Source organism: Gluconacetobacter diazotrophicus PA1 5 (genome assembly GCF_000021325.1).
Classification (GTDB): Bacteria; Pseudomonadota; Alphaproteobacteria; order Acetobacterales; family Acetobacteraceae; genus Gluconacetobacter; species Gluconacetobacter diazotrophicus.
The window spans coordinates 1,031,656-1,055,974 of sequence record NC_011365.1 but is presented as its reverse complement, the minus strand read 5'-3'; the positions used below and the strand labels follow the sequence as shown (position 1 = coordinate 1,055,974).

The window sequence follows — 24,319 nt, the reverse complement described above, 5'->3', positions numbered from 1 at the left end:
ATGGCATCGTTCTCTTGTCATGCAGCGAGGCGGAAAATTTTGACGCAGAGACTACAACGAGATCGGCAATAATACCAACTCCGGTCGGCCCTGACTCATATGTGATTGCCTGACGGTATCGTTCTGGAACGAGCTGTGATTCACAGGATGCCGAACCGGGCGGGAGGCATCCGAATGGGCGGGGCGTTAGCGTTGCGTGAGGATTATGATGCGGCGGGACTGCGTGCTCTGGCGCGGACAACGAGGCATGCGGGCCAGGCGCGTCGGCTTCTGGCGCTGGCGGCGATCTACGATGGTGCGTCACGCGGAGACGCGGCACGACTGGCTGGGACGGATCGGCAGATTGTGCGGGACTGGGTGGTGCGTTTCAACGCCGAGGGCCCGGATGGCGTGCGGGATCATCATGGGGGCGGTGTCGTTCCCCGCCTGACACCAGCCATGTTGGAAGCGCTGATGCGCCGGATCGAGGACGGCCCGATCGCTGCCGTGCATGGGGTGGTGCGCTGGCGGCAGGCTGATCTGGGGCAATGGCTTTATGAGGAATTCGGCGTCTCTCTTTCGCGCAGCCGGCTGAGCGCCGTTATCCGGGGCCTCGACTTCCGCCTTCTGACGGGACGCCCCCGGCACCATGCCCAGGATCCCGAGGCCCAGGACGTTTTTAAAAAAGCTTCCCCGACGTCATGGCCGGGATCCGGGCCCGGCATCCCGGCAAGGCCATCGAACTCTGGTGGGGCGACGAGGCGAGGGTCGGCCAGAAAACGAAGCTGACGCGCCGCTGGGCCAGACGCGGCACCCGTCCACGCGCGCCTGCCGATCAGCGCACACGTTCGGCCTGGATCTTCGGAGCGATCTGTCCGGCGCTAGGCAAGGGAGCGGCCCTCGTCCTGCCCTGGTGCAACCTCCACGCCATGAACCGGCATCTCGACGAGATCTCGCAGGCCGTAGCGCCGGGCGCTCACGCTATCCTCATCGTCGATCAGGCAGCGTGGCATACCAGCCCGAAACTCGATATCCCCGCCAACATCACCATCCTGCCGCTCCCGCCACGCTCGCCCGAACTCAATCCGGTGGAAAACGTCTGGCAGTTCATGCGCAATACCTGGCTGTCGAACCGGATCTTCCGCACCTACGACGACATCGTCGATATCTGCTGCCACGCCTGGAACCAGCTCGTCGACCAGCCCTGGCGCATCATGTCCCTCGGGCTACGACAATGGGCACATGGGTTTTAACAAACAGGAGTTGGTATAAGACGCCGATCTCGCTGCACATTCCCGACGCATTCAGACCGTTGCCGTGACTCAGGTCGGAAACTCTACCATTCGGCGGTTCGACCTTCGGGAGCAAGCCGTAACCTTAATTCGGAACCCAGGGCACATTGGGGCAGGGGCGGCAGGCATGTTCAATCCTGCGGTCCCGAACGGGCTTTAAGGAAACGGCCCATCGTGGGTTTGCGGAGTACCTGGCCGTTCTCGACGGCTATCCTGCCGCGTGCAAGCACCATGGCGGGCCAACCGGTGACGAGGCGTCCCTCGAATGGTGTGTAGTCGATCCTGCTTTGGAACAGGTCATTGGTGATCCTGACCTGCTGTGTCCGGTCCCAGAGGACCAGGTCCGCGTCGCTGCCCGGGGCGATCGTGCCCTTGCGGGGATAAAGGCCATATCGCTGGGCCGGTGCGGTGGCCGTCAGGCGGACGAAATCCGTCAGGCCGATCTTCTGGCTGTTTACACCGGCATCGAACAGGACGGCCATTCTGGTTCCCAGCCCGGGCATCCCGTTGGGGATCAGTGAAAAATCCGCGTCGCGGCCATGGCGTGCTTTGCCGGACGTTCCTTCCAAGCTGTAGCCGCAATGATCGGACGATACGATGCCGATCACTCCATCGCGCAGATACGACCACATGCCGTCCTGGTCGGCCTGGGTGCGCAGAGGGGGGCTGCAGATATATTTTGCGCCCTCGAATCCGTTCCGCTTCAGATCGGCTTCCGTGAGGGAAAGATAATGCGGGCAGGTTTCCGCGGAGACCTTGACGCCGCGGTGACGGGCGCGCGCGATTTCCTCGGCGACTTCCGGGCATGAAACATGGAAGATCTGGATGTCGTGGTCGACGAGTTCGGCCAGGGTCATGGCGCGATAGGTGGCCTCGCGTTCCAGGCAGGGGGGGCGGGAGGTGGCGTGGGCGTGGGCGTCGGTTCGTCCGGCGGCGAGATGGGCTTCGATCATGTGGCGGATCGCGTCGTAATTTTCGCAATGGACCGAAACCACGAGGCCGCTGGCCTTCGCCGCGTCGAGAACGCGTAGGAACTGTCCGTCCGTCAGATGGAAATCGTCGTAGGTCATGAAGACCTTCAGCCCCGCCACGCCCCGGCGGGCGATTTCGGGAATACCCTTTTCGATCGTATCCGCGTCGGTACGCGTGACGATCTGGTGGACGGCGAAATCGATGCGCGAATTCTGCCCCCGCCGGAGATAATCCTCGAACTGTGTGACGATGTTGCGTCCGGGCACATGGGACGCGAAACACACCACCGTCGTCGTGCCGCCCAGCAGTGCGGACGCGCTTGCCGAAGCGAAATCGTCCTCATGCACCGTGCCGTCGGCCTCTTCCTGCTCGATATGGCAATGACCGTCGATGCCGCCCGGCATGACCAGCAGCCCGGTGGCGTCCACGACATGGTGGCCGGTCAGACCGTGCCCGATCGTGTCGATCGTTTCGCCGGTAATGCCGATATCGGCGGTAAACACGTCGCTGGCGGTCACGATGGTGCCGTTGCGGATGACGATGTCGAAGGTCATTGGAAGATTCCTGGCGTGGGAAAGGTCGGGGCAGAGCGCTAGCCGCCGCGAAGGATGTCCATGCAGTCTGTCGCAACGTTGCGCAGGTGGGTCAGCATGGCGGTCTTCGTGGCCTCGGCATCGCCATCGAGCAGCCTGTCCAGAATGGCCAGATGTTCGACGGTCGAAGCCGGCACGCGCCCGAGCGGATAAGTGACCTCACACAGTCGCGTCAGCGTTCGCAGTTCGTTTATGGTCTTGGTCAGAACGATATTGCCTGATGCCCGGGCGAACATCAGATGGATCTGGTCGTCCAGCTGCCACTGGGCGGCAGTCTGTTCGGGGGACTGGCCCAGCGCGATCACCTTCTCGCGCAGTTCGGTGACACGGCTGCGATCGATCTTGCCGAATGCCAGTTGGATCGCTTCGCCTTCCAGGACCTCGCGGATATGCATGCATTGAAAGAATTCGGCCGCCGAAACGCGGCGGACCGCGAATGACCGCGACCCCTGTTTGGTCAGCAGCCCCTCGGCGGCCAGGCGCATCACGGCTTCGCGAACCGGAGTGCGCGAAATTTCCAGATGGTCCGCCAGGCGGCCTTCGACGACCGACATGCCCCCGGGCAGTTCCCGTTCCAGGATCATGCGCCGAATCTGCCCGTAGGCGTGTTCGGCAAGATTGAGTTCACGTTCGGCCGTCATGGTGTCAGTCACGTTCCTGTTCCATTACCAGCGCGTATTCTAGAGCCTGTGACAATTCCCGCCATTCCTCCGGTGAAAGAACTTCGGATGCCTTCCTGGTCCGGCAGGACGACCATGTCTTCTGCATGACCAGGCAGGCTTTCAGGCGCAGCGTGGCGCGGCCGGACGGGGCGCGGCCGTAGATCAGGTTCGCCAGGGGCTGGATGGCGGCATGGACCCGGCGGGCGGTGTCCAGGTCCTGGGCCTGGACGGCGTTCCACAGCCGGCCGATGCTGCGGGGCAGGATGGCCGCGAGGCTGACGAGGCTGCCGGTGGTTCCAATCGCGAAGCAGGGCAGCAGATGCTCGTCGCCCGAGGCCATGACCTCGACGTGGGGGGCGACGCGCGCCGCCAGCCGACGATGACGGTCATAGGCGTTGGTCTCCCAGCTTCCCTCCTTGATCGCCACGATTCGGGGAAGCTGCAGCAGCCGTTCCAGGATCGGAAGGGAATAGGCCATGCCGCCGGTGCCGATCGACGACTGGTATAGCATGACCGGCGCATCCACTGCCTCGCAGATGGCACGGTGATGGGCGACGATGGCCTCGGCATCCTGCGATACTGCCCAGGAGAAGGGGGGAAAGACCAGAAGGGCATCCGCCCCGGCATCGACCGCGTCGCGGGCCTGCAGGCAGGCGTCCTGGATGTCTTCCGACAGCACGCCCGAGACGATGATCTTCTCCATGCCGATCGCGTGCCGGGCGGTTTCGACGACCAGCCGTTTCTCCTCGCGGTTCAGCAGGTGGTTCTCGCCGGCATGGCCATTGCAGAGGATACCCACGATGTCCGGGGAGGACGTACAGTCCTTCATGTGGCGGGCCAGGCCGGGTGCGTCGATCATCCCGTCTTCGTGCAGGGGAAGCAGCGTCGCGGCATAGACGCCCCGGAAGGGGGTGGCGGAAGCAGGGATCATGACGAGGATTCCGGAATGCTGGACGGGGAAAAGCGGTGAGGGTCGAATGCGCTCAGGTCCGGTGTGCCGCCCAGGATGCGTTCCGCCAGCAGGCGGCCCATATACGGGCCGCTGGTGAAACCGGAATGGGCGCACCCGATCACGAACGCGTCGTCGCGTGGGGTCAGGGCGCCGATCAACGGCATGGCGTCCGGCGTTTCGGATTCGAGGCCGAGCCATACCCGAAGGATCTGCGCCTGGGACAGGCGCGGGATGACGTGCTGCGCCAGGCGCACATTGCCGCGCAGGTTTTCGGGAATGACGCGGGTGCCACCTTCATGGATATTGCCTTCGCCCTGCCAGCCCCCGCCGATCAGGACGCTGCCGTTGGCGAACTGCTTGAGCGACAGAAGGCCGTTGGCGATGCTGACGACGCTGCCCATGACCTGCGGCATCGTTTCCGTCACGACGAGCTGGTTGATCAGGCAGCGGATGGGAATGGTGTGGCCGAACCAGCCCAGCATCTTTTCCAGCCATACGCCGCCGGCCAGCACGATGCGCCGGGCCGCCAGGGGGCGCGCCTGTTCCGCGCAATGGATGTCGTATCCGTTGCCGGAAGGGTGGATCGCCTCCACCGCACACTGCTCGAACAGGTGCACGCCGGCTCGGCCCAGGGCCTGCGCATAGGCCTTGCCGACGCGGTAGGCGGGAATGTGTCCGTCCAGTTCGCAATAGGCGGCGGCGCGAACCGAGGGGTTGAGGCCGGGTTCGATCGCGACGGCGCGCGCAGGCGGGACGATTTCGATGGGCGCACCCGCCTGCTGGCGGATTCTGGCGCGCTCGCGTAACAGGGCTTCCTCGGCTTCCGTGAAGGCCAGGGACAGGCCGGGCGTGGCAAGGGCGCCGACATCCGCCCCCAGCCACTCCCTGCTGGTCAGCCACATTTCGCGGCCGCGCATGGCGTGGGGGATCAACTGCGCACGCGTCATATGCAGTGTCAGCGTGCCGGCATTGACGCCGGATGCCGCCCGAAACAGGTCCTGTCGGTCCAGAAGCGCGATGCGCATGCCACCGCGTGCCAGGAACAGTGCGGTGGTCGCCCCCATGACGCCGCCGCCGATGACGGCGATATCCATGGGCGCGTCGGGCCATGCCGGTTTCACGGTCATAGCGGGGCCGCCTTCGGCAGCGGGATGTCCGAGTAGGCGAACGTCCCGGTCAGCGCCGCGAGGGGCAGGGGGAAGAAGGGCGTGCGCGGCGTGAAACTGCCGGCCTCTTCGGGCGACAGGTCGCAGGATGCGGCGAGTACGCCCCGGGCGCCGTCTTCGCACATGCGGCCCTGGCATGGCCCCATGCCGCAGCGGGTCCAGGCCTTGACCTGGTTGAGGTCGCGCGCGCCCGTAGCCGTGGCCTCGCGGAGTGTCGCTGCCCGCACCCGTTCGCAGCGACAGACGATGGCGTCGTCTGGAATGGCGCGGAACAGCGGCGCGGAGGCGTTGAGCAGGGGCAGCATGGTCCGCGATACATGGTCCAGCCGGCGCAGCAGCATGCGGGGATGCCGCGTCAGGCGTGCGAAATCCCGGGCGGTGATGGCCCCCTGGTCCAGGGCGACGGCATGGCCGGTGATCAGGCCCCGCAGCCGGGCGACGGCAGCGCCCCGGATGCCCGCGGCGTCCCCGGTCGCATAAAGCCCGGCCCGGCTGGTGCGGCCGGAGAAATCCGTCTCCGGCTCCCAATAACCGCCCACGCCGTCGAAACGGTGGCGCGCGCCCAGCGTGCGGGTCAGCAAGGTGGCGGGTTTCAGGCCATGGCCACAGGCGACCGCATCCACATCGTCGTACCGGAAGGCCACTCCCGGCCGTCCGGCTTTCGCGACCGCGACGGACAGTCCGTCCGTGGCGGCATGGACGGCGGCAATGTGGGCCCTGTGATGGATCGGGATGCCGGCCAGGCGCAGGCGCGTCATCCATTGCACGGCCAGGCGCAGCCGCGCCGGGTCCCGCATCAGGGCGGTCCCCAGCCGGAGCCAGTCGCCGGATCGCCCGGCATCGACCACGGCCACCACGTCGCCGCCCAGCTCCATCACCTGATGGGCGACGGAAAAGAGCAGGGGGCCGGCGCCCGCGACCACGACACGCCGGCCGGGCAGGGTTCCGGCGTTGCGCAACAGGATGCTGGCCCCCGCCAATCCGATGACGCGCGGATCGGTCCAGCCGGGGAAGGGCAGGACGCGTTCCGTCGCGCCGTTCGCCACGACCAGGGCCCGGGTGGCGATCTGGTCGATGCCGTCGGGGCCCAGGACATCCAGATCCATCCGGGGCGATACGCCCCAGACCCGGGTAGCGGGGCGCGTCTCGACGCGAGACCCTGCCAGCAGGGCGCGCAGACGGTCGCCGCCGGCGAATTCATGGTTTGGCGGCACATGCCGCCGTGCATAAGGCGTCGGTGCGCGAAAGATCTGTCCGCCCGCCTGCGGCTGCTCGTCGACCAGGGTGACCGGCAGGCCGTGACGGCTGATGGTCAGGGCGGCGGTGGCGCCGGCGACGCCCCCGCCGACCACGACCAGCGCGCCGCGGTCAGGAGGCGACATAGGCTGTGACCTTCATGTCCCGCCGCACCGTGGCACGGCAGGCATAGGCAAGGGTGCCGTCGATCAGGACGCGGCATTCCTGGCAACTGCCCATGAAGCAGAAGGCGCCGCGCGGCGTGCCGTCGCGGGGGGAAACACCCAGTGCCACGATTCCCGCCCGCCGCAGGACGGCGGCCAGGGGTTCGCCCTCTGGCGCCTGCATGGCGCGTCCTTCGAAGAGAAAAGGGACGGAACGGTTTTCGTTCCCGGGAGGAATCGGTTCGGGCAAGAAACTCTTCCTTGAACGGTGTTTTAATCGTATACAAAGCGTATATGTTCTTTAGAACAGTGATGCCTGGATCGCAACATCCAATATGGAGGAAGCCGGAGTCTTGAGAGCCTGTCTGAAAATGCGCAGTGTCGGCCGACCGGGGCGCGTTTTCCGCATGTCGCGGCCAAAGGCTGCCGGGGTGCGTTCCGGCGCGCGGAAAGTGGGCGGGATTCTGGCCGGCTGCGTCCTGTCGCTCTTGCCGCTGTGCATCGGCCAGGGCGCCCAGGCGCGGGCGCTGGCCGATATCCGCGCCAGCGGTCATCTGAATATCGGTGTCAACCCGGCGCTTCCGCCGCTGGCGGCATATGATTCGCGCAACGTGATCGAGGGATTCGACGTGGATGTCGGAACCGCGCTGGCGGCGCGGCTGGGGGTGTCGCCCCGTTTGGTTCCGGTATCGTCGAGCGGGCGCATTCCCTACCTGATGGCGGGCAAGGTGGACGTGGTGCTAGGTGGGCTGACCCGCACGCCTGAACGCGCGGCCGCCATTGCGTTCTCGGCGCCGCTCTATGCCGAGGAATTCGCCATCATCGCCCCGGCGGTATCCAGGGTGGGGGGGCTGGACGACCTGGCGTCCGGACGGGTGCGGATGGTCGAGGTCCGGGGTTCCACGGCGGTGCCGTTCCTGCGGACGCATGCGCCGAAGGCACCGATCCTTCTGCTGGGCAGCTATCCGGATGCCGTGCGCGCCCTGGCCCAGGGGCGGGGTGACGCCATGGTGGACGTCATCGAATATGTCGGCCGGTTTCTGGCGGCCGAACCCCAGGCCGGATGGACGATCCAGCGCGGCTTCGCCCCCGCCGCGGGCGAGGATTGCGTGGGCGTCGCCCAGTCCGACACCGATCTTCTGCGCGTGGTCGACGGGACGCTGGCCGACCTGAAGCGGGATGGAACAATCCAGGCCGCCTATCGTCGCTGGTTCGGCGTGTCCATGGCCACCCCGGCGGAGGGACGTCCATGACGGCGCTGCATTTCCAGCCGGTCCTGCAACGCCTGCCGTTCCTGCTGGGGGGCGCCGCGACGACGGTTCTTCTGTCCGTCGCGTCCTTTGGTGCCGGCCTTCTGCTGGCGGGTGGCCTTGCGGTCCTGCGCGCCGAGGGGCCGAAGGCGGGGCAGCGGTTCAGCACGATCTACAGCACGATCATGACCAACACGCCGCAGCTTTCGCAGATCTTCGCGATCTTCTACTGCCTGCCGCTGCTGGGGGTCATGGTGTCTCCATTCGCGTCGGTCTTCATCGGCATGGCGCTGAACGCGGCGGCCTACCTGGCGGATATCGTGACGACGGGGCTGGGCCGGGTGCCCCCGCTTTATCACGATGCGGCGGCTTCGCTGGGGCTGACCCGGCGGCAGGCCTATATGCGCGTCATCTTTCCCCATGCGCTGCAGACGATGGCGCCGGCGCTGGCCAATCATTTCCAGATCATGATCCTAGGCAGTTCGATGGCGTCCATCTTCGGGGTCGAAGATCTGACGGGGCGCGCGTACGATGTCGGGTCGACCACCTTCCGTATTCTGGAGGTGATGCTGGTGGCCGGGGTGCTGTATGCGCTGCTGTCCGTCGCCCTCACGGGGCTGTTCGCCCTGGGGCGCAGGCTGTTCGAGGCCGCGGCATGATGGCGTTTTCCCATTACGACGTCGCGCTGCTGGCGCGTGCCCTCTGGATGACGGTGGTGCTGTCCGTCGCGGGCGGGCTGGCCGGGCTGGCCGGCGGCACCGCACTGGCATGCCTGCGGATGGCGCGGGGGCCGGTGTTCGCGCCCGCGCGCTTCCTGGCTGCGGGATATGTGCAGGTGGTCCGGCGCGTCCCGTTCATCGTGACCCTTTATATCGTGTTCTTCCTGACCGGCGTGGCTGGGCTGGACGTTTCGGAACGGACGGTGGCGATCTGGGCCATCGGGATGATCGCCACCGGATATATTGCGGAGATCGTCCATGGTGGGCTCCGGTCCGTTCCGACCGATCAGGTCGAGGCCGCCGTCACGCTGAACCTGCCGCTGCTGGCGCGGTGGCGCCACGTGATCGTGCCGCAGGCGCTGCCGGTGATCGTCCCGCCGGCCGTCGGCTACCTGGTGCTCTTCATCAAGGATACGGCCCTGGCCTCGCAGGTCGGGGTGCTGGAACTGAACCAGGCGGGGGTCATCCTGTCGAATCGCGGGCTGCCGACGATACAGGTCTTCCTGGCCGTGCTCGGCCTGTATTTCGCCCTGTCCTATCCGCTGACCCGCCTCAGCCGCATGCTGGAGAAACGCCTTGCCCTATCTTGACCTGCGCGGCGTGACCGTTCGCCATGGCACGCACGCCATTCTTCGCGATGTCGGGCTGCAGGTCGGGCGGGGGGAAATCGTCAGCCTGATCGGCCCGTCCGGTTCGGGGAAGAGCACATTGCTGCGGGCGCTGATCGGGCTGCAGCCCGTCGTCAGCGGGCTGCTGACGCTGGACGGCGCCGCGATCGACATGACCGCCCCGTCCGCCCCCCGTGCGTTGCGCGCCCGTGCGGCGATCGTCTTCCAGCAGTTCGGCCTGTTCGACCATATGTCGGTCCTGCGCAACCTGACGCTGGCGCCGACCGTCGTGGCCGGGCGCCCCCGTGCCGAGGCCGAGGAGACGGCACGGAACCAGTTGCGCATGCTGGGCCTGGCGGACAAGGCCGACGTTCTGCCGTCGCGCCTGTCGGGCGGGCAGAAGCAACGCGTGGCGATAGCGCGCGCGCTGATGACCCGGCCGCACCTGCTGCTGCTGGACGAGCCGACATCGGCCCTCGATCCCCGTCTGGTGTCCGAGGTGACGGCCCTGCTGCGGGACCTGGCAAGGGCGGGGATGACGATCGTCCAGGTCTCGCACGGCATGGACTCCGTGGCCGCGCTGTCCGACCGCATCGTGCTGCTGGAAGACGGGCGGGTCCGCGCCGTTGGCGCCGGGGAACAGCCGGCGGCCGAGCCGTCGATCGCGGCCTTCATGAACGCCCATCGCTAGGGTGTGGTTCTGGCAGGGCAGGAAAGGAAATATCGTGGAATTTCGAGGAACCTATACCGTCATGATCACGCCCTTCGACGGGCGTGGCCGCGTCGACGTACCGGCGCTGCGGCGCTTTACCGACTGGCAGATCGCGCAGGGCATTCGCGGACTGATCCCCCTGGGCTCGACGGGCGAATTCCTGTCGCTGACCGACGATGAACGGACACTGGTCGCCGAGACGGTGATCGGCCAGGCCGCGGGGCGGGTTCCGGTCTTCATTGGAACGGGCGCCGAGAATACGGATGACGTCATCCGCTACAGCCGGGAGGCCGAATCGCTGGGGGCGGACGGCGTGATGATCATCCCGCCGTTCTATTCGACGCCGACCGATGACGAACTGTTCGTCCATTATCGTCGCGTTTCGGATGCGATCGGCCTGCCGATCATGCTCTACAACAATCCTGCGACCGCCAATGTGGACCTGTTGCCCGAACTGGTGGCGCGGCTGGGCACCATCGACAATTGCCGCCTGATCAAGGAATCGACGATGGATGTCACGCGCGTGCGGGACATCATCCGCCTGTGCGGGGACCGGATGACCGTATTCGGTGGCATCATGGGGTTCGAAAGTTTTCTCGAAGGCGCCGTCGGATGGGTCGCCGTGGCATCGAACGTGGCGCCCCACGCCATGAGCCAGATCTTCGCCCTGTGCGACGGCTTCCGCGATATCGGCGCGGCGCGCGAGATCTACCGGCGCCATGTGCCGCTGATCCGCTTCGTGGGCGGCGGCGGGTATGTGGCGGGATCGAAGGCGCTGCTGAAGCATATGGGATTCGACGTGGGGGCGCCGCGTCCGCCGCGCCTGCCCCTGCCGGCCGCGCAGGATGCGCAGGCGCTCGAGATCGTACGCGACCTCGACCTGCGTTTCGTCGAGGCATGAAGGTGCCGCGACAGATCCGTGTCCGTGCCTGGATGGCGTTTCCGTTGCTGGTGGCGGTCGCCCCCTGCCACGCGGCGCCATGCCCGGTGGTGCCCGGACTTGTCGCGCCGGCACGTCTGACGATGGCGACGAACCCGACCCTTCCGCCGCTGCAATATATGAGCGTGGACGGCAATCTGTCGGGCATGCGGATCGTGCTGGGACAGGAAATCGCGCGCAGGCTCTGTCTGGAGCCTGCCTTTCTTTCCACATCCTTCGCGCAACTGACGCTGGGGCTGCTGGAAAAGCGGTGGGACGTGATCGATACCGGCATGTTCTATACCCGCCAGCGGGCGGCGTTGATGGACATGGTACCATACGAGATCCAGGCCATCAGCCTGAGCGTGGCGGATGACGCGCCTGTGGTCGTGCGTACCGTCGACGACCTGGCGGGCCGGTCGCTCGGCGTCGAGATGGGGGGGATCGAGGAACGCCACGCCCGCGAGATCGACCGCGCTTTGCGGCAGGCGGGGAAACCGGGTCTGGATATCAAGACGTTCCAGAATGTGGGCATCGCCTTCGCGGCGCTGCGCGCGCACCAGGTGTTCGCCGTCTTCTCGATCGATGCCGTGGCGCAGCGGGGGGTGGCGCAGGGCGGCGTCCGCAGGGACCTGCATGGCCTCTATCCCACGCCCGTGGCGCTGGCGTTGCGCGACGCCGCCCTGGCGGACCGGGTCGCCGGCGTCCTGAACGCGATGCAGGCCGATGGTACGCTCGAACGGATCATGGCGCCGTATGGTGTTTCCCCGATTCCCGGCAGGATCGAGGCGTCCGGTCCCGGCTGTCTCTCCGACCGCTACTGAACGACAGGGCATCCGACATGCAGGTCTGGAACTGGCACGGTTTCTTCACTTACCTTACAAGCCCGTACATCTTTCGCGGCGCGCTGGTCACGTTGTGGATGACCTTCGCGGCGATGGTGTTCGGCTGTCTGCTGGGGCTGGCGCTGGCGGTCATGAAGCGGTCGCGTCATCGGGTGCTGTCGGTGCCGGCGCGCTTCTATGTCTGGCTGTTTCGTGGCACGCCGCTTCTGGTGCAGCTTGTCGTGATCTATGCGGGCCTGCCGAAACTGGATATTCGCCTGAGCGTGACGGCCTGCGCGGTAATCGGCCTCAGCCTTAACGAAGCGGCCTACCTGGCCGAAATCATCCGGGCCGGGCTGAATGCCGTGCCGCCGGGCCAGATCGCGGCCGCGCGTGCGCTTGGCATGGATGAATGGCAGATTTCCAGCCGTATCGCCTTTCCGCAGGCGTTCCGCCTGATCATCCCGCCGCTGGGCAATTCCGTGAACGGCCTTCTGAAGACGACCAGCGTCACGTCGGTCATTTCCATGGAAGAGCTGATGCAGCGCAGCCAGATCCTGGTGCAGGACCAGTTCATGGTGCTGGAACTCTTTTCGGTCGCGGCCCTGTATTATCTTTTCATGACGACGGCGTGGGATTTCCTGCAACGCCGTATCGAACGGCATGCCGAACGGCCCTATCGTCGCCTGTCGTCGGCGGGGGGCGCCGACCTGCCGGACATGGCTGCTGCAAGCCGGGACGCGCGGTGATGGAAGGCGGGATCGCTTTCCGGTTCGAAGGGCAGGATCTGGCGGCCCGGCCGGGACAGAGCGTGACGGCCGCGCTGGTGATGCATGGCGTCGTCGCCCATCGTACGGCGCCTGACGGCACGGGACGCGGCCCGCTGTGTGGGATCGGTGCCTGTCACGACTGCCTGCTGGAAATCGACGGGCGTTTGTCCCAGCGCGGCTGCATGACGACGGTGAAGGCAGGCATGGACGTGCGGCGCGCAAGGGCCGTGCCGGATGCGGCGGACGCCATGTCGCTGGGCATGCAGCCCGATGCGATCGGCGAGGAACGGTGCGACGTGCTGGTCGTCGGGGCCGGGCCGGCGGGGATCGTGGCGGGCCGTCTGATGGCGGCCGGCGGACTGGACGTGCTGGTGGTGGACGAACGGCATGAACCCGGTGGGCAATATTTCAAGCAGAACGCGGTCGGCGGCCGACCCTCCGACAGGCAGGCGCTGAAAGGCAGCGAGGCCATCGCGGCGCTGAAGGACAGTGGCGCGCGGATCTGGACCGACACGCTGGTCTGGGGGGCTTTTCGCGAGGGGGCGGAACTGCGTGTCGGTATCCTGCGACACGGGCGGGCCGAGTACATCCGGCCGCGCCATGTCGTCATCGCGACCGGGGCGCAGGAGGCGCCGCGCCCGCGTCCCGGATGGACCCTGCCCGGCGTGATGACCACCGGCGCGGCGCAGACCATGCTCCGGGCCTATGACACGCCCTTGCCGGGCCGGATCGTGATCGCCGGGAACGGGCCGCTGAACGTGCAACTGGCCGCCGAACTGACCGGGCGGGGGGCATCGGTCGTGGCGCTGGTCGAGGCCGCGCCTCCCCCCTGGACACGCCCCGCGCTGGCCGTGCGCCTGAGCGTCGCTTCCCCGTCGCTGGCTGCGGCCGGCGGACGGCACCTGTCCCGGCTGAAGGCCGCCAGCGTGCCCGTGCTCTGGGCCAGTCGCCTGGTCCGCATCGAAGGGGCGGAGCGGGCGCAGGTCGCGATCATCGCCGGACCGGACGGGCGTGAGCACCAACTGGAGGCGGACGCGGTGTGCCTGGGGGACGGGTTTGTGCCGGCCAACGAACTGGCCCGCCTGCTTGGCTGTGCCCATTCCGTCTCCGGCTGGCCGGTACCGCATCCCGAGGCGGGGCGGCGGCCGGACGGAATGACCGATCAGGCCGACGTCTCGATCATCGGCGAGGCCGGGCGGTTCGGCGGCGCGGCGCTGGCGCAGGCGCAGGGCGCGCTGTGCGCCGGGCGTCTTCTGGCCCTGTTCGGAAAGAAGGCGCCTGCGGCGGAGAGCCGTGCGGCGCGGCGGCTTTTCCGGCGCGGCGAGCATTTCCAGGGCCTGCTGTGGCGTCTCTACGCCCCGGTCGCGGACCTGCCGGAACCGACGGACGACACCGTCCTGTGCCGTTGCGAGGCCCTGTCGGCGGCCAGGATCCGCGCACAATGCGCGCGGGACGGGGCGCAGGACATCGCGACGCTGAAGCGGGCGACACGGGCCGGAATGGGTCGATGCCAGGGACGGTTCTGCCAGCCCGTGCTCGCCGCGCTGCTGCCCGCCCCGGCCGGCGAGATGGATTTCACCGCGCCGCAGATGCCGCTGCGCCCGATCCCGCTGGCCGCGCTGGCGGTGGAAAAGCCCGAATGGCGGGGACACCGGCGCGTGGAAATCCCTTCCGCGCTGCCGGAAGGGGGCGTCGCGGCCCCGGTGTTGGGCAACGCGCAGGTGGCGGACGTGGTGGTGATCGGCGCGGGGATCGTGGGCCTGTTCGCCGCGCTGTTCCTCGCGCAGGCCGGGCGTCGCGTCGTGGTGCTGGAGCGCGGACGCCCCGGTGCCCTGGCGTCGGGCGGCAATGCCGGCAGCCTGCATGCCCAGCTCATGGCCTTCGACGACAGCGCCGGAGTGGACGGGCCGTCCCTGCCGGCGCGGACGTTGGCCCTGCAGCGGGAAGCAATCGGCATGTGGCAATCCATGGTGCCGTTTTTCGACCGGGACCTGGAAATCAAGGTATGTGGCGGTCTGGCCGTGGCCGAAAACGAGGCCGACATGACGCGGCTGCGGGCGAAAGTCGCCGTCGAGCAGTCGCTGGGTGTGGCCTCGCGCATGGTCGACAGCCATGAACTGCGCGCGATCGAGCCGGCACTGGGTACGGGGTTCCCCGGGGGCGCCTATTGCTCCGAGGAAGGCAAGATCAATCCGATGGCGGCGTCGCTGGCGGTGATGGCGCGGGCGAGGGAGGCGGGCGTCACCATCCGGCCATTATCGCCCGTCGCGGCGATCACGCGCGAGACGAACGGATTCCGCGTTGTCGCGGACGGTCACGCCTGGTCGACGGGCGCGGTGGTGAACGCGGCCGGTGCCTATGCTGGCGAGGTCGCGGGCCTGGTCGGCCATCGCCTGCCGGTCTTCGGTGCACCGCTGCAGATGGTGGTGACCGAACCGGTGGCTCCGCTGGTCGGTTCGTTGCTGGCCCACGCCAGCCGTCACCTGACGCTCAAGCAGGCCGCCAATGGTACGTTGCTGATTGGCGGAGGATGGAGCGCCGGACTGGATCCCGTGCATGGTCATCCGCGCCCGTTGCGAGACAGTCTGGAAGGCAATTTGTGGGTCGCGCGCAGGCTGGTGCCGGCGCTGGGCAGCGTGCACGTGGTGCGGAGCTGGGCGGCCATGAACATCGATATCGACGGGGCGCCGATCCTCGGCGAAAGCCCGGGCGTGCCCGGATTCTACAATGCCGTCACGGCCAACGGCGTCACGCTGGCGCCCGCCATGGGGCGCAGCGTCGCCGACATGGTCCTTGGCATCAGGCAGCGCGCGGACCTCGACGTCTTCTCCCCCCGGCGCTTTCATGGAGGCAGCGCATGATCGTTCTGGACAACGTGACGAAATCCTATGGCGGATTTCGCGTCCTCAATGGCTGTTCGGCAACCATTCGCCGAGGAGAGGTGGTCGTGATCTGCGGGCCTTCGGGCTCGGGGAAATCGACGCTGATCAAATGCGTCAACGCGCTGGAACCCTTCGAGGGCGGTCAGATCCTGGTCGACGGGATCGCCGTCCGGTCGCCCGACGTCAGCCTGCAGGCGCTGCGTGCGAAGGCGGGCATGGTGTTCCAGAGCTTCGAACTCTTTTCCCACCTGACGATTCTGGACAATGTCATGCTGTCCCCGCGGCTGGTGCAGAAACGTCCCGCCCAGGAGGTGCGCGAGGACAGCATGCGCCTGCTGGAACGCGTCGGGCTGGCGCAGCACGCAATGAAATATCCGATCGCCCTGTCCGGCGGACAGCAGCAGCGCGTGGCGATCGCGCGGGCGCTGGCGATGCGTCCTTCGATCATGCTGTTCGACGAACCGACCTCGGCGCTCGATCCCGAGATGGTCGGCGAGGTGCTGGCCGTGATGAGCGAGCTGGCGCGCGAAGGCATGACCATGATGTGCGTGACCCATGAAATGGGATTTGCCCGCCAGGTCGCGGACCGGATCCTGTTCGTGGACCGGGGCGAGATCGTTGATGACTGTTCTTCAAAGGATTTCTTCGCCGGCCGGTGCAGCCCGCGGGCGCAGGCGTTCCTGAGCAGCGCGCACTGAAACGGCGCCCGTCGGGCACCTGACCGCAGGACCGTCACAGGAAAGGATTCATAAAAAGCCGAACGCCCATTGTTTCGCTTTACGATTGAATTCGAACGGTATACAAATCGCATATAGAACGAAGACCGTGATGCGTATCCGAGCGAAAGGGCGGCCGATGTCTGCGACCCTGAGTGATGAAAAAATTCCGAGCGACGGGATCGAACGAACCGTCGACCGCGATTTCGATACGCTGCAGGTGGCATTCCTGCGCGACCTGGTGCGCGTGCCGTCGGACAATCCGCCAGGGGATTGCGCGCCGCACGGCCGTTTTGCCACTGAACGCCTGGAGACGCTGGGGTTTGTAGTGGAACGGGACGTGGTGCCCCCGGATGTCCTGGAGCGGAGCGGCCTGCGCAGCGCCACGAACCTGATTATCAGGCAGCACTTCGGAAACGGGGACGGCCCGGTCGTCGCCCTGAACGCCCATGGTGACGTGGTGCCGCCGGGAGGCGGATGGACGCACGATCCCTATGCCGGTGTGATCGAAGAGGGTCGCCTGTACGGACGGGGGGCGGCAGTCTCGAAATCCGATTTCGCGACCTTCGCCTTTGCCCTCCGGGCCCTGAACGCCCATGCCGAGGGCCTGCAAGGGCAGGTGGAACTGCATTTCACCTACGACGAGGAAACCGGGGGCAGCGCGGGACCTGGTCGGCTGCTGGAACAGGGGCTGACCCGCCCGGATTATGTCATCAGCGCCGGGTTCACCTACGGGGTGATGATCGCGCATAAGGGCAGCCTGCAACTCGATGTGACGTTCACGGGAAAATCGGCGCACTCCGCATGGCCCGACACCGGCTGTGACGCCATCCAGGCGGCCTGTGGCGTGATGGTGGCGCTATACGCCCATCGTGACGCACTGGCTGCCCGGCCGTCCATAATTCCCGGTATCGGTGCGCCGACGCTGGTCATCGGTACCATCAACGGCGGCGTGGCCGCGAACGTCGTGCCGGAACAGGCGACGTTCCGGATGGAGCGGCGGATCATGCCGGACGAGGATGCGGATGAGGTGGAGCGGGAACTGCGCGACATCATCGTCCGGGCCGTGACGGTAGAGGGAGTGACCTGCGCCGTACGCCGCCATCTTCTGGCGCTTCCGCTGGTGCCCGAAAGCCGGCAGGCCCCTCTGGTCGCGGCGCTTCAGGATGCGGCCGAAACCGTGATCGGCGAGCGGATTCCGGCAGAGGGCATGCCCCTGTTCACGGACGCCCGCCTGTACAGCAATGCCGGATGCCCGACCGTCCTGTACGGGGCGGGGCCGCGTCGCCTCCAGGACGCCAACGGCCATCGGGCAGACGAACATGTGGTGCTGGAAGACATGCGCCGGGCGACGAAAGTCGTGGCGATCGCCCTGTGGCGGCTGCTGGGTCGCCCCGGCACACAATCATAACGAAAACGATCCGAAAATACCCTTAACCGCCTGCAACGCGGGTCCCCCGGAGCGGGATGGACCGATGGAGTCGACATGAATATCCGCAAGCTTGCTCTTTATTCCACGATTCTGTCCTTCGGCCTCTGGACCGGGGTGTCCGTCGCGGCGACAGCCGACGGAAGCGCCCAGGATTCAAAGAAATCCGCGCATGCGAAGAAGGCCAAGGCCTCGCCCACCCGTGCGGCCGCCAGCGAGGAAAACGTGATCGTGACCGGTACGCATGCGAGCAACCGCCACGCCCGTCAAAGCACAAGCCCCGTCACGGTTCTTTCCGCTGCGACGCTGCGTCGTTCGGGTATGCTGAATCTGTCGGATGCTCTGACCAGAACCTATCCGTCGATCAATGTCAGTACAATGGGCAACGATGCGGGGGCGCTGACGGCCTCCATCCGCATGCGGGGGCTGAATCCGAATGAGGTCCTGGTTCTGGTCGATGGCAAGCGCCGCCACACGACCGCCAACATCAATGCCGATGCGGGACCGAACTTCGGTTCGACGCCGGTCGATCTCAACATGATTCCGTCCAACATGATCGACCATATCGAGGTGCTGGAAGACGGCGCCGCCGCGATGTACGGGTCCGATGCGATTGCCGGCGTGGTGAATATCATCACCAAGAAGCAGGATCATGGTCTCGACATCAGTTCCCAGACCGGTGCGAACGCCTATAATGGTGATGGCTGGCAGTATCAGCTCAATGCCGATGGCGGGTTCAAGCTGGGTCGCGACGGCTATATGCATATTGCCGCCCAAGTCTATCATACCGACCATTTCGTAACAAAAACGCTCGATAATCGCCTCGCTGGTTACACCCCGCCCGGCGTGCAGAATGAGCTGTATACGGGATCTATGAACGTTCCCGGCGATTCCAACAAGATCATGAGCACGCCGGAGGAAACCCGCGAGAATCTCGGCATCGATTTCGGCAAGCCGATTACAGAAGACATACAACTATACGGCCAGATCACGTATGGGCACCGCCATGCCGAGGCATACGAGAACTATCGTCTGCCATCCGGTACCAGCGCCAGCAATCCGGAACTGTTCCCCTCTGGTTATTCGCCGTTGGAGACGATCGACGAGGACGACTATGCTGCCACGCTTGGTTTGAAAGGCGGACGTCTGTTCGGCTTCGACTGGGACCTGAGTACGACCTGGGGGGAAGACCTGGACAAGATCAGCACGAAGAATACCACCAATCCTAATATGTATGCCGCGACAGGCTACACACCGACCACCGTCCGCAACGAGAATTTCCGCCTCGCACAGTGGACGAACAACCTCGACTTCAGAAGGAATTTCAGAATCGCCAACGTCGTTCCGATGACACTGGCATTCGGTGGCGAAAGCCGGATGGAACAGTACACCGTGACTGCGGGCGAGCCGGCATCTTATGAATATGGCGGTACGTCGGCATTGGCGGGACTGACGCCGCAGGATGCCGGGAAGTGGAATCGTGATATCTGGGCAGCGTACCTGGATGGCGATTTCCATCCCACGCGGAAATGGGACCTCGATTTCGCCGGACGGTTCGAACATTATACCGACGTCGGCGACACCGAAAACGGCAAGGTTTCGACGCGCTATGACTTCACGCGCCGGATCGGGGTGCGGGCGACCATCAGCAACGGCTTTCGTGCGCCCACAATGGCCGAGCAGCATTACAGTGCGATCAATGTCGGGCCGACATCCGTTCTCGGGCTGTTGCCGGTCTCGTCGCCAGAGGCGGCGGCAACGGGTGCTTCGCCCCTGAAGCCGGAACGGTCCACGAGCGCGAGCGGCGGCATCGTTCTGGAACCGGTCGATGGCTTTCATATCGAAACGGATGTCTACCAGATCAACATTCGCGACCGTGTGGTGCAGGGGGGCAACGTCACGGGTCCGGTTGCCGTCGCCGCGCTGGAACAGATGGGGGTCTCGCTGCCGGCCCTGACACAGCAGTCGGAAAATTCCGTTCAGACCTATTATTTCACGAATGGTGCCAGTACCCGGACGCAGGGCTTGGACATCAAGGCCGATTACATGGTGCATATGCACCAGTACGGTAATGTCGCCCTGTCCATGGCGTTGGATCTGAACCGTACCCGGCTGACGCATAACGGCCTGTCCGGCACAGGTTCGCCGCTGCTGAATGCGCAGAATATCGGCTATCTGACGACTGGCTTCCCGCGCAGCAAGATCATCCTGAACGCCTACTGGACCGTCGGCGCCTGGGATGTTAATCTGCGCCAGACCCGGTACGGCGAGACGACGGGCATGATGACATATCAGGACTGGACGCCTTCGGCCGCGACATGCCCGGGCGGTGGACAGTTGGAACAGTCGAGCGTCTGTTTCGCGCAATTCAAGAATACGCCGCGTTGGTTGACCGACCTGGAAATCGGCTATCGTGTAAGCCCGCGCTGGCATGTGGCTGTCGGTGCCAACAATATCTTCAACATCCGCCCACGCAAGCTTCCCGGTTATCTGAATCAGCTTGGGGGGAATCCGTATGATACGTTCTCGTCGCAGGTTCCGATGACGGGCGGATATTATTATGGGCGGGTCAATTTCACGCTCTGAGAAATTTTCTGACATATATTGGGAATAACAATATGTTCGGGCAGATCGATCCGCCGCAGCGGCTGCTGATGGGGCCGGGGCCGGTGAATGTGCATCCGCGCGTGCTGCGCGCGATGGCGGCGGACATGCTGGGCCAGTTCGACCCGGAGATGACGGGGTACATGAACCAGACGATGGCGCTGTACCGCCAGGTGTTCATGACCGAAAACCGCTGGACCTTCCTGGTCGACGGCACGGCGCGGGCGGGGATCGAGGCCGCCCTGGTCTCGCTGGTCGAGCCGGGGGCGCGGCTGCTGATCCTGCGGGCGGGCCGGTTCGGGCTGCTGCTGTCGGAAATCGCGCAGCGCATCGGCGCCGAGATCCGCACCATCGACATCCCGTGGGGCGAGGTCGCGACCCCGGAGCAGATCGAGGCCGCGATCATTGAACACCGGCCGCAGGTCTTCGCCACCATCCACGGCGATACCTCGACCACCATGGCCCAGCCGCTGGACGGCGTGGGGGCGATCTGCCGGCGGCACGGCGTGCTGTCCTATGTCGATGCCACGGCGACGCTGGGCGGCATGGCGGTGGCGACCGACGCCTGGGGCGTGGACGTGGTGACGGGCGGATTGCAGAAATGCATGGGCGGTCCGCCGGGCTCGGCCCCCATCACCATCTCGGACCGGGCGGCGGCGCATATCATGGCCCGCCGGCATGTCGAGGCCGGGATCAGGGGCGCCGACGCCCAGGATGGCAGCCGGTCGCGGATCGGGTCGAACTATTTCGACCTGGCCATGATCATGGAATACTGGTCGGAGAAACGGCTGAACCACCATACCGAAGCGACTTCCATGCTCTATGCGGCGCGCGAGGCGGCGCGGATCATGGTGGAAGAGGGGCTGGAGGCGCGCTTCGCCCGGCATCGCGCCGCGAGTGCGGCCATGGCTGCCGGATTGCGGGCGATGGGCCTGACGCTGTACGGCCAGGATGCGTACCGCATGGCCAACGTCACCGGCGTGTTCATCCCCGACGGCGTGGATGGCGAGCGCGCCCGCACCCGCATGCGCGAGGAGTTCGAGATCGAGATCGGCACCGCCTTCGGCCCGCTGGCGGGCAGGATCTGGCGCATCGGCGCCATGGGATACAATGCCATGAAGCACAAGGTACTGATCACCCTGGGCGCGCTGGAAGCCGTGCTGGCCGCCGAGGGCCACGCCCTGCCGCGCGGGGCCGGCGTGGATGCCGCCCGCGCGTCCTACGAGGCCATGCCCGGGGCCGCGTCATGACGGGCTTCTATCCCGCGTCTTCCTGATCAACCATTTGATAAAAGATGGAAAATCCACCAAATCGGGTGGATTTTTTATTGCCGCGAAACGCGGCACGGGAAACATGCCGGTTCGACCATCTTGACCCTGTCCCGAACGTGCCCTCGGTTCTGAGCCAGGGTCCGGAGGAGTAAGTAGACCTCGCTTCAAATCGGGGGCATTTCAGGGGGGCGGGGTTCTGTTCAATAGGCGATCTGCACCGACCCGATCATTGCAAATCCGGATCCGACAAAATACGTGGCAGGAGATCCGGTAATTTTGCCGTAGGTTCGCGCATTTAACGTGGGATAGGCAACGCCCGACAGAAAATGCGTATCGCCGATATTGATGAAGTTTAAACGAAATTCAGGCGCTTTGGCAATCCAAACGTGTTTCGCGCGCACGCCCAATGCCAGATCGCCCGTAATGTATCCGGGCATTTTTTCGTCGTTCATGAAGGACCCATATTGGCTGCCAGTATATTTCATGCTGCCATTAGCGAAAAATGTACCGTCATCGTAGGAAAGTCCCACCGCGGCCTGCCATGCCGGACTGCGCACCGCGATCTTGCCCGCCGTCGGCAGCGTGCCGTTGGCCGTCACCATGTTATTGTCGATCGTCGCGTGCAGGTATTCAGCTGACGCATAGGGACTGAAATGGTGATAGGGGTGCATGCCGATTTCCGCATCGAATCCGCGTGATGTCTGACCGCCGGCGTTCATGTAGGTCGAGACCAGGCTGCCATTTTCATTCACGACCGTCGCGATCTGGCGATTGGTGAAATTGTAATTGTAGAACGTGAGGGATCCGATGAATGCACCCTGGTAGCGATATCCCAGTTCCTCCTGGATCGAATATTCGTTTTTCAGCTCCGTATTCGGGATGCTCACGACTTTGCCGCTCGTAATGCTGTAGGCATCATACAGGTTGCTGGTCGAGGGCGGCCGGAAGTTTCCGCTGGCCGACGCGAAGATCTGGTGTTCTGGCGCCGGGCGAAAGCTGATCGAGAATTGCGGCAGAGGCGCGGACGTGTTGTCGCTGACCGTGCTCTGCGGTCCCGGCAGGTAATTCCGTCCCTTGCGGTCGAACATCATTTCCTTGAAACCCGCGCCGATCTGAAGACGGTCCTGCAGAAGGGAGATATGATCGCCGATATACAGGCCGTTGATCTGGGTTTGGGTGTAATTGTCGCCGGACAGCAGTTCGGTCCCGTCTGGATATTTGACGCTGTAGCCACCCATGGCGTTCGCGGCTTCGCCGGTCGGGCCCAGTGCGGCAAAGGGCTGCTGCACGGCGTTGGTCTGATAGCTGTACCAGTACCCGAACGTGATGTCGTTATGCGCCACGTGGTAATGAAGCGCCGTATTGATCCCGTAGCTGTATTCCTGCTCCAGATATTGCCCCAGTGCATTGAACTGGCCGTTGATGGCACCCGGAACATTCAGGTTGCCGGGCAGATAGGTCGTGCCAAGATAGTTTCCGGACTCGTTTACGAGCGTGCCACCGGGATAATAGCCGCTGCCCCAGTAGAAATAGGGAGAAGCATCAAGTGTCAGTTTCCGCAGCAGGGTGAATTTCGATGGCATGCTGATGATCAGGTCGTTCCAGCCGCCGATAAAGGACTTCCAGTAGTTCGTCGCTCCGGGTGTGAACGTTCCCGCATAATTGGCGGAGTAGCCCAGCGCGTTCCATTGCGACATCGTGGGTTCCTCGTAATAGGCCACGTCGCGGCTATTGTACGAGCCGAACAAGCTGACGCGATTGCCCGTCCCCCACTCCTTCAACAGTTTGAAATCCACATGGCGTCGATGGTTCCGGCCGGGTCCATGGGAATTCTTGCTGCTGGCACCGGAGAAGGAGAAAAAAGCCTTCACGCCGCTATTGCCAAGCTCACCCGTATCAAGACGAATGAAATCGCGATTCGTGTTGAACGTACCATAGGCTGCATCGGCCAGTATGCCGAATTTCTTCGATGGGTCGCGGATGGTTACCGTCATGACGCCGCCGGCCGCCGTATATACGGGGTCCGACAGGCCCGCTGCCCCCTGCGCCAGAGAAATGTTCGAAATATTTTCGGAATCCGCCCATTCGGATGCATCCTGGATATAAATGCCGCTGTCGTTCAGCGGATATCCTTCCATGACATAGCCGATTTCGTCCTGGCCAAGCCCGCGGATCGAGATTGTCGACTGGTCGGACAATCCGATGGGGTCGGACCCGCCGACATTGGCGCCTGGCAGCAGTTTGACAAGCTGCAGCGCACTGGTTCCAGGCGCCTGCTTCTGGATGTAGTCAGCCGACACCGAACTTTGGGAACGCGGCGCGGTCTCGCGCCGAATCAGGCCGGCTCCCGTACCAGGGCCCGTCACGCCGTTGGTGGCGTCGGTGCCGTTCGACGTGACGACAATCTGTTCCGGCGACCGGGACGACGGCGCGGGGTCGGTCTTTACGCGGGATGAACGCGAATTGTTTGACGGCTTGGTATTGGCCGTTTCCTGCGCCCAGACATGTGTCCCGGAATAAAGGACGCACAGAGGGAGTATGACGGCGAGTCGTCTCGACATGACAAAGTCCCTTTTCTTCACGCCACAATGGGGCATTT

Annotated in this window: 20 protein-coding genes; 13 read left to right on the top strand and 7 right to left on the bottom strand. The window is 65.0% G+C overall.

Translation table 11 applies throughout. From position 1 onward, the window contains the following. Positions 1-174: 174 nt before the first annotated feature. Positions 175-1,232 (top strand): IS630-like element ISGdi4 family transposase gene (locus GDIA_RS18345; RefSeq protein ID WP_157864088.1). Its coding sequence is split into 2 segments (ribosomal slippage): positions 175-667 and positions 667-1,232, totalling 1,059 coding nucleotides; the frame shifts between segments, so codons are not numbered across the junction. Between the two features lie 170 nt (positions 1,233-1,402). Here GDIA_RS18345 and hydA read toward each other — a convergent pair. The 6 genes from hydA to GDIA_RS04565 are packed head-to-tail and all read right to left on the bottom strand — an operon-like array spanning position 1,403 to position 7,200. Then, on the bottom strand, positions 1,403-2,797 hold the full coding sequence (gene hydA, locus GDIA_RS04590) for a dihydropyrimidinase (RefSeq protein WP_012226854.1): 1,395 nt from the start codon (positions 2,795-2,797) through the stop codon (positions 1,403-1,405). 38 nt (positions 2,798-2,835) lie between these two features. Next, positions 2,836-3,477: a GntR family transcriptional regulator gene (locus tag GDIA_RS04585; RefSeq protein ID WP_012226852.1), complete on the bottom strand. Its 642-nt coding sequence runs from the start codon at positions 3,475-3,477 to the stop codon at positions 2,836-2,838. A 4-nt stretch (positions 3,478-3,481) separates the two neighbouring features. After that, positions 3,482-4,429 (bottom strand): dihydrodipicolinate synthase family protein, encoded by a 948-nt coding sequence (locus GDIA_RS04580; RefSeq protein ID WP_012226850.1) that lies wholly within the window; start codon positions 4,427-4,429, stop codon positions 3,482-3,484. Next, positions 4,426-5,577 (bottom strand): NAD(P)/FAD-dependent oxidoreductase, encoded by a 1,152-nt coding sequence (locus tag GDIA_RS04575; RefSeq protein WP_012553436.1) that lies wholly within the window; start codon positions 5,575-5,577, stop codon positions 4,426-4,428. Before GDIA_RS04575 ends, GDIA_RS04580 begins: the two co-directional genes overlap by 4 nt. After that, the gene (locus tag GDIA_RS04570) at positions 5,574-6,998 is read right to left on the bottom strand and encodes an FAD/NAD(P)-dependent oxidoreductase (RefSeq protein WP_012553435.1); all 1,425 of its coding nucleotides are present in this window, start codon (positions 6,996-6,998) and stop codon (positions 5,574-5,576) included. Before GDIA_RS04570 ends, GDIA_RS04575 begins: the two co-directional genes overlap by 4 nt. Continuing rightward, on the bottom strand, positions 6,985-7,200 hold the full coding sequence (locus GDIA_RS04565) for a 2Fe-2S iron-sulfur cluster-binding protein (RefSeq protein ID WP_012553434.1): 216 nt from the start codon (positions 7,198-7,200) through the stop codon (positions 6,985-6,987). Before GDIA_RS04565 ends, GDIA_RS04570 begins: the two co-directional genes overlap by 14 nt. Before the next feature lie 223 nt (positions 7,201-7,423). On the opposite strand from GDIA_RS04565, the gene GDIA_RS04560 reads away from it, so the two are divergent. The 12 genes from GDIA_RS04560 to GDIA_RS04505 all read left to right on the top strand — a co-directional run bounded on the left by GDIA_RS04560 (position 7,424) and on the right by GDIA_RS04505 (position 21,699). Further along, complete coding sequence (locus GDIA_RS04560; protein ID WP_012553433.1) at positions 7,424-8,269, top strand: transporter substrate-binding domain-containing protein; 846 nt, start codon at positions 7,424-7,426, stop codon at positions 8,267-8,269. Beyond that, positions 8,266-8,925 carry an amino acid ABC transporter permease gene (locus GDIA_RS04555; RefSeq protein WP_012553432.1) on the top strand — a complete coding sequence of 220 codons (660 nt, stop codon included), beginning with the start codon at positions 8,266-8,268 and terminating at the stop codon, positions 8,923-8,925. The genes GDIA_RS04560 and GDIA_RS04555 overlap by 4 nt, the downstream gene beginning before the upstream one ends. Beyond that, on the top strand, positions 8,922-9,575 hold the full coding sequence (locus tag GDIA_RS04550; protein WP_012553431.1) for an amino acid ABC transporter permease: 654 nt from the start codon (positions 8,922-8,924) through the stop codon (positions 9,573-9,575). Before GDIA_RS04555 ends, GDIA_RS04550 begins: the two co-directional genes overlap by 4 nt. Beyond that, on the top strand, positions 9,562-10,284 hold the full coding sequence (locus tag GDIA_RS04545; RefSeq protein WP_012553430.1) for an amino acid ABC transporter ATP-binding protein: 723 nt from the start codon (positions 9,562-9,564) through the stop codon (positions 10,282-10,284). The genes GDIA_RS04550 and GDIA_RS04545 overlap by 14 nt, the downstream gene beginning before the upstream one ends. A gap of 34 nt (positions 10,285-10,318) precedes the next feature. Beyond that, on the top strand, positions 10,319-11,206 hold the full coding sequence (locus GDIA_RS04540) for a dihydrodipicolinate synthase family protein (RefSeq protein WP_012553429.1): 888 nt from the start codon (positions 10,319-10,321) through the stop codon (positions 11,204-11,206). Then, positions 11,203-12,048, top strand: coding sequence for a transporter substrate-binding domain-containing protein (locus tag GDIA_RS04535; protein ID WP_012553428.1), 846 nt, complete (start codon positions 11,203-11,205; stop codon positions 12,046-12,048). The genes GDIA_RS04540 and GDIA_RS04535 overlap by 4 nt, the downstream gene beginning before the upstream one ends. Before the next feature lie 17 nt (positions 12,049-12,065). Next, complete coding sequence (locus tag GDIA_RS04530) at positions 12,066-12,797, top strand: amino acid ABC transporter permease (protein ID WP_012553427.1); 732 nt, start codon at positions 12,066-12,068, stop codon at positions 12,795-12,797. Further along, on the top strand, positions 12,797-15,679 hold the full coding sequence (locus GDIA_RS04525) for an FAD-dependent oxidoreductase (RefSeq protein ID WP_012553426.1): 2,883 nt from the start codon (positions 12,797-12,799) through the stop codon (positions 15,677-15,679). Before GDIA_RS04530 ends, GDIA_RS04525 begins: the two co-directional genes overlap by 1 nt. Next, positions 15,676-16,398 carry an amino acid ABC transporter ATP-binding protein gene (locus tag GDIA_RS04520; RefSeq protein ID WP_012553425.1) on the top strand — a complete coding sequence of 241 codons (723 nt, stop codon included), beginning with the start codon at positions 15,676-15,678 and terminating at the stop codon, positions 16,396-16,398. The genes GDIA_RS04525 and GDIA_RS04520 overlap by 4 nt, the downstream gene beginning before the upstream one ends. 157 nt (positions 16,399-16,555) lie before the next feature. After that, entirely contained in the window at positions 16,556-17,827 is a 1,272-nt protein-coding gene (locus tag GDIA_RS04515; protein ID WP_012553424.1) for an ArgE/DapE family deacylase, read from the top strand. Between the two features lie 75 nt (positions 17,828-17,902). Continuing rightward, positions 17,903-20,431, top strand: coding sequence for a TonB-dependent receptor plug domain-containing protein (locus GDIA_RS04510; RefSeq protein WP_012553423.1), 2,529 nt, complete (start codon positions 17,903-17,905; stop codon positions 20,429-20,431). 32 nt (positions 20,432-20,463) lie between these two features. Further along, entirely contained in the window at positions 20,464-21,699 is a 1,236-nt protein-coding gene (locus GDIA_RS04505) for a pyridoxal-phosphate-dependent aminotransferase family protein (protein WP_012553422.1), read from the top strand. Between the two features lie 221 nt (positions 21,700-21,920). Here the strand turns inward: GDIA_RS04505 and GDIA_RS04500 are convergent, their stop codons facing one another. Beyond that, positions 21,921-24,281: a TonB-dependent receptor gene (locus GDIA_RS04500; protein WP_012553421.1), complete on the bottom strand. Its 2,361-nt coding sequence runs from the start codon at positions 24,279-24,281 to the stop codon at positions 21,921-21,923. Positions 24,282-24,319: the final 38 nt, after the last annotated feature.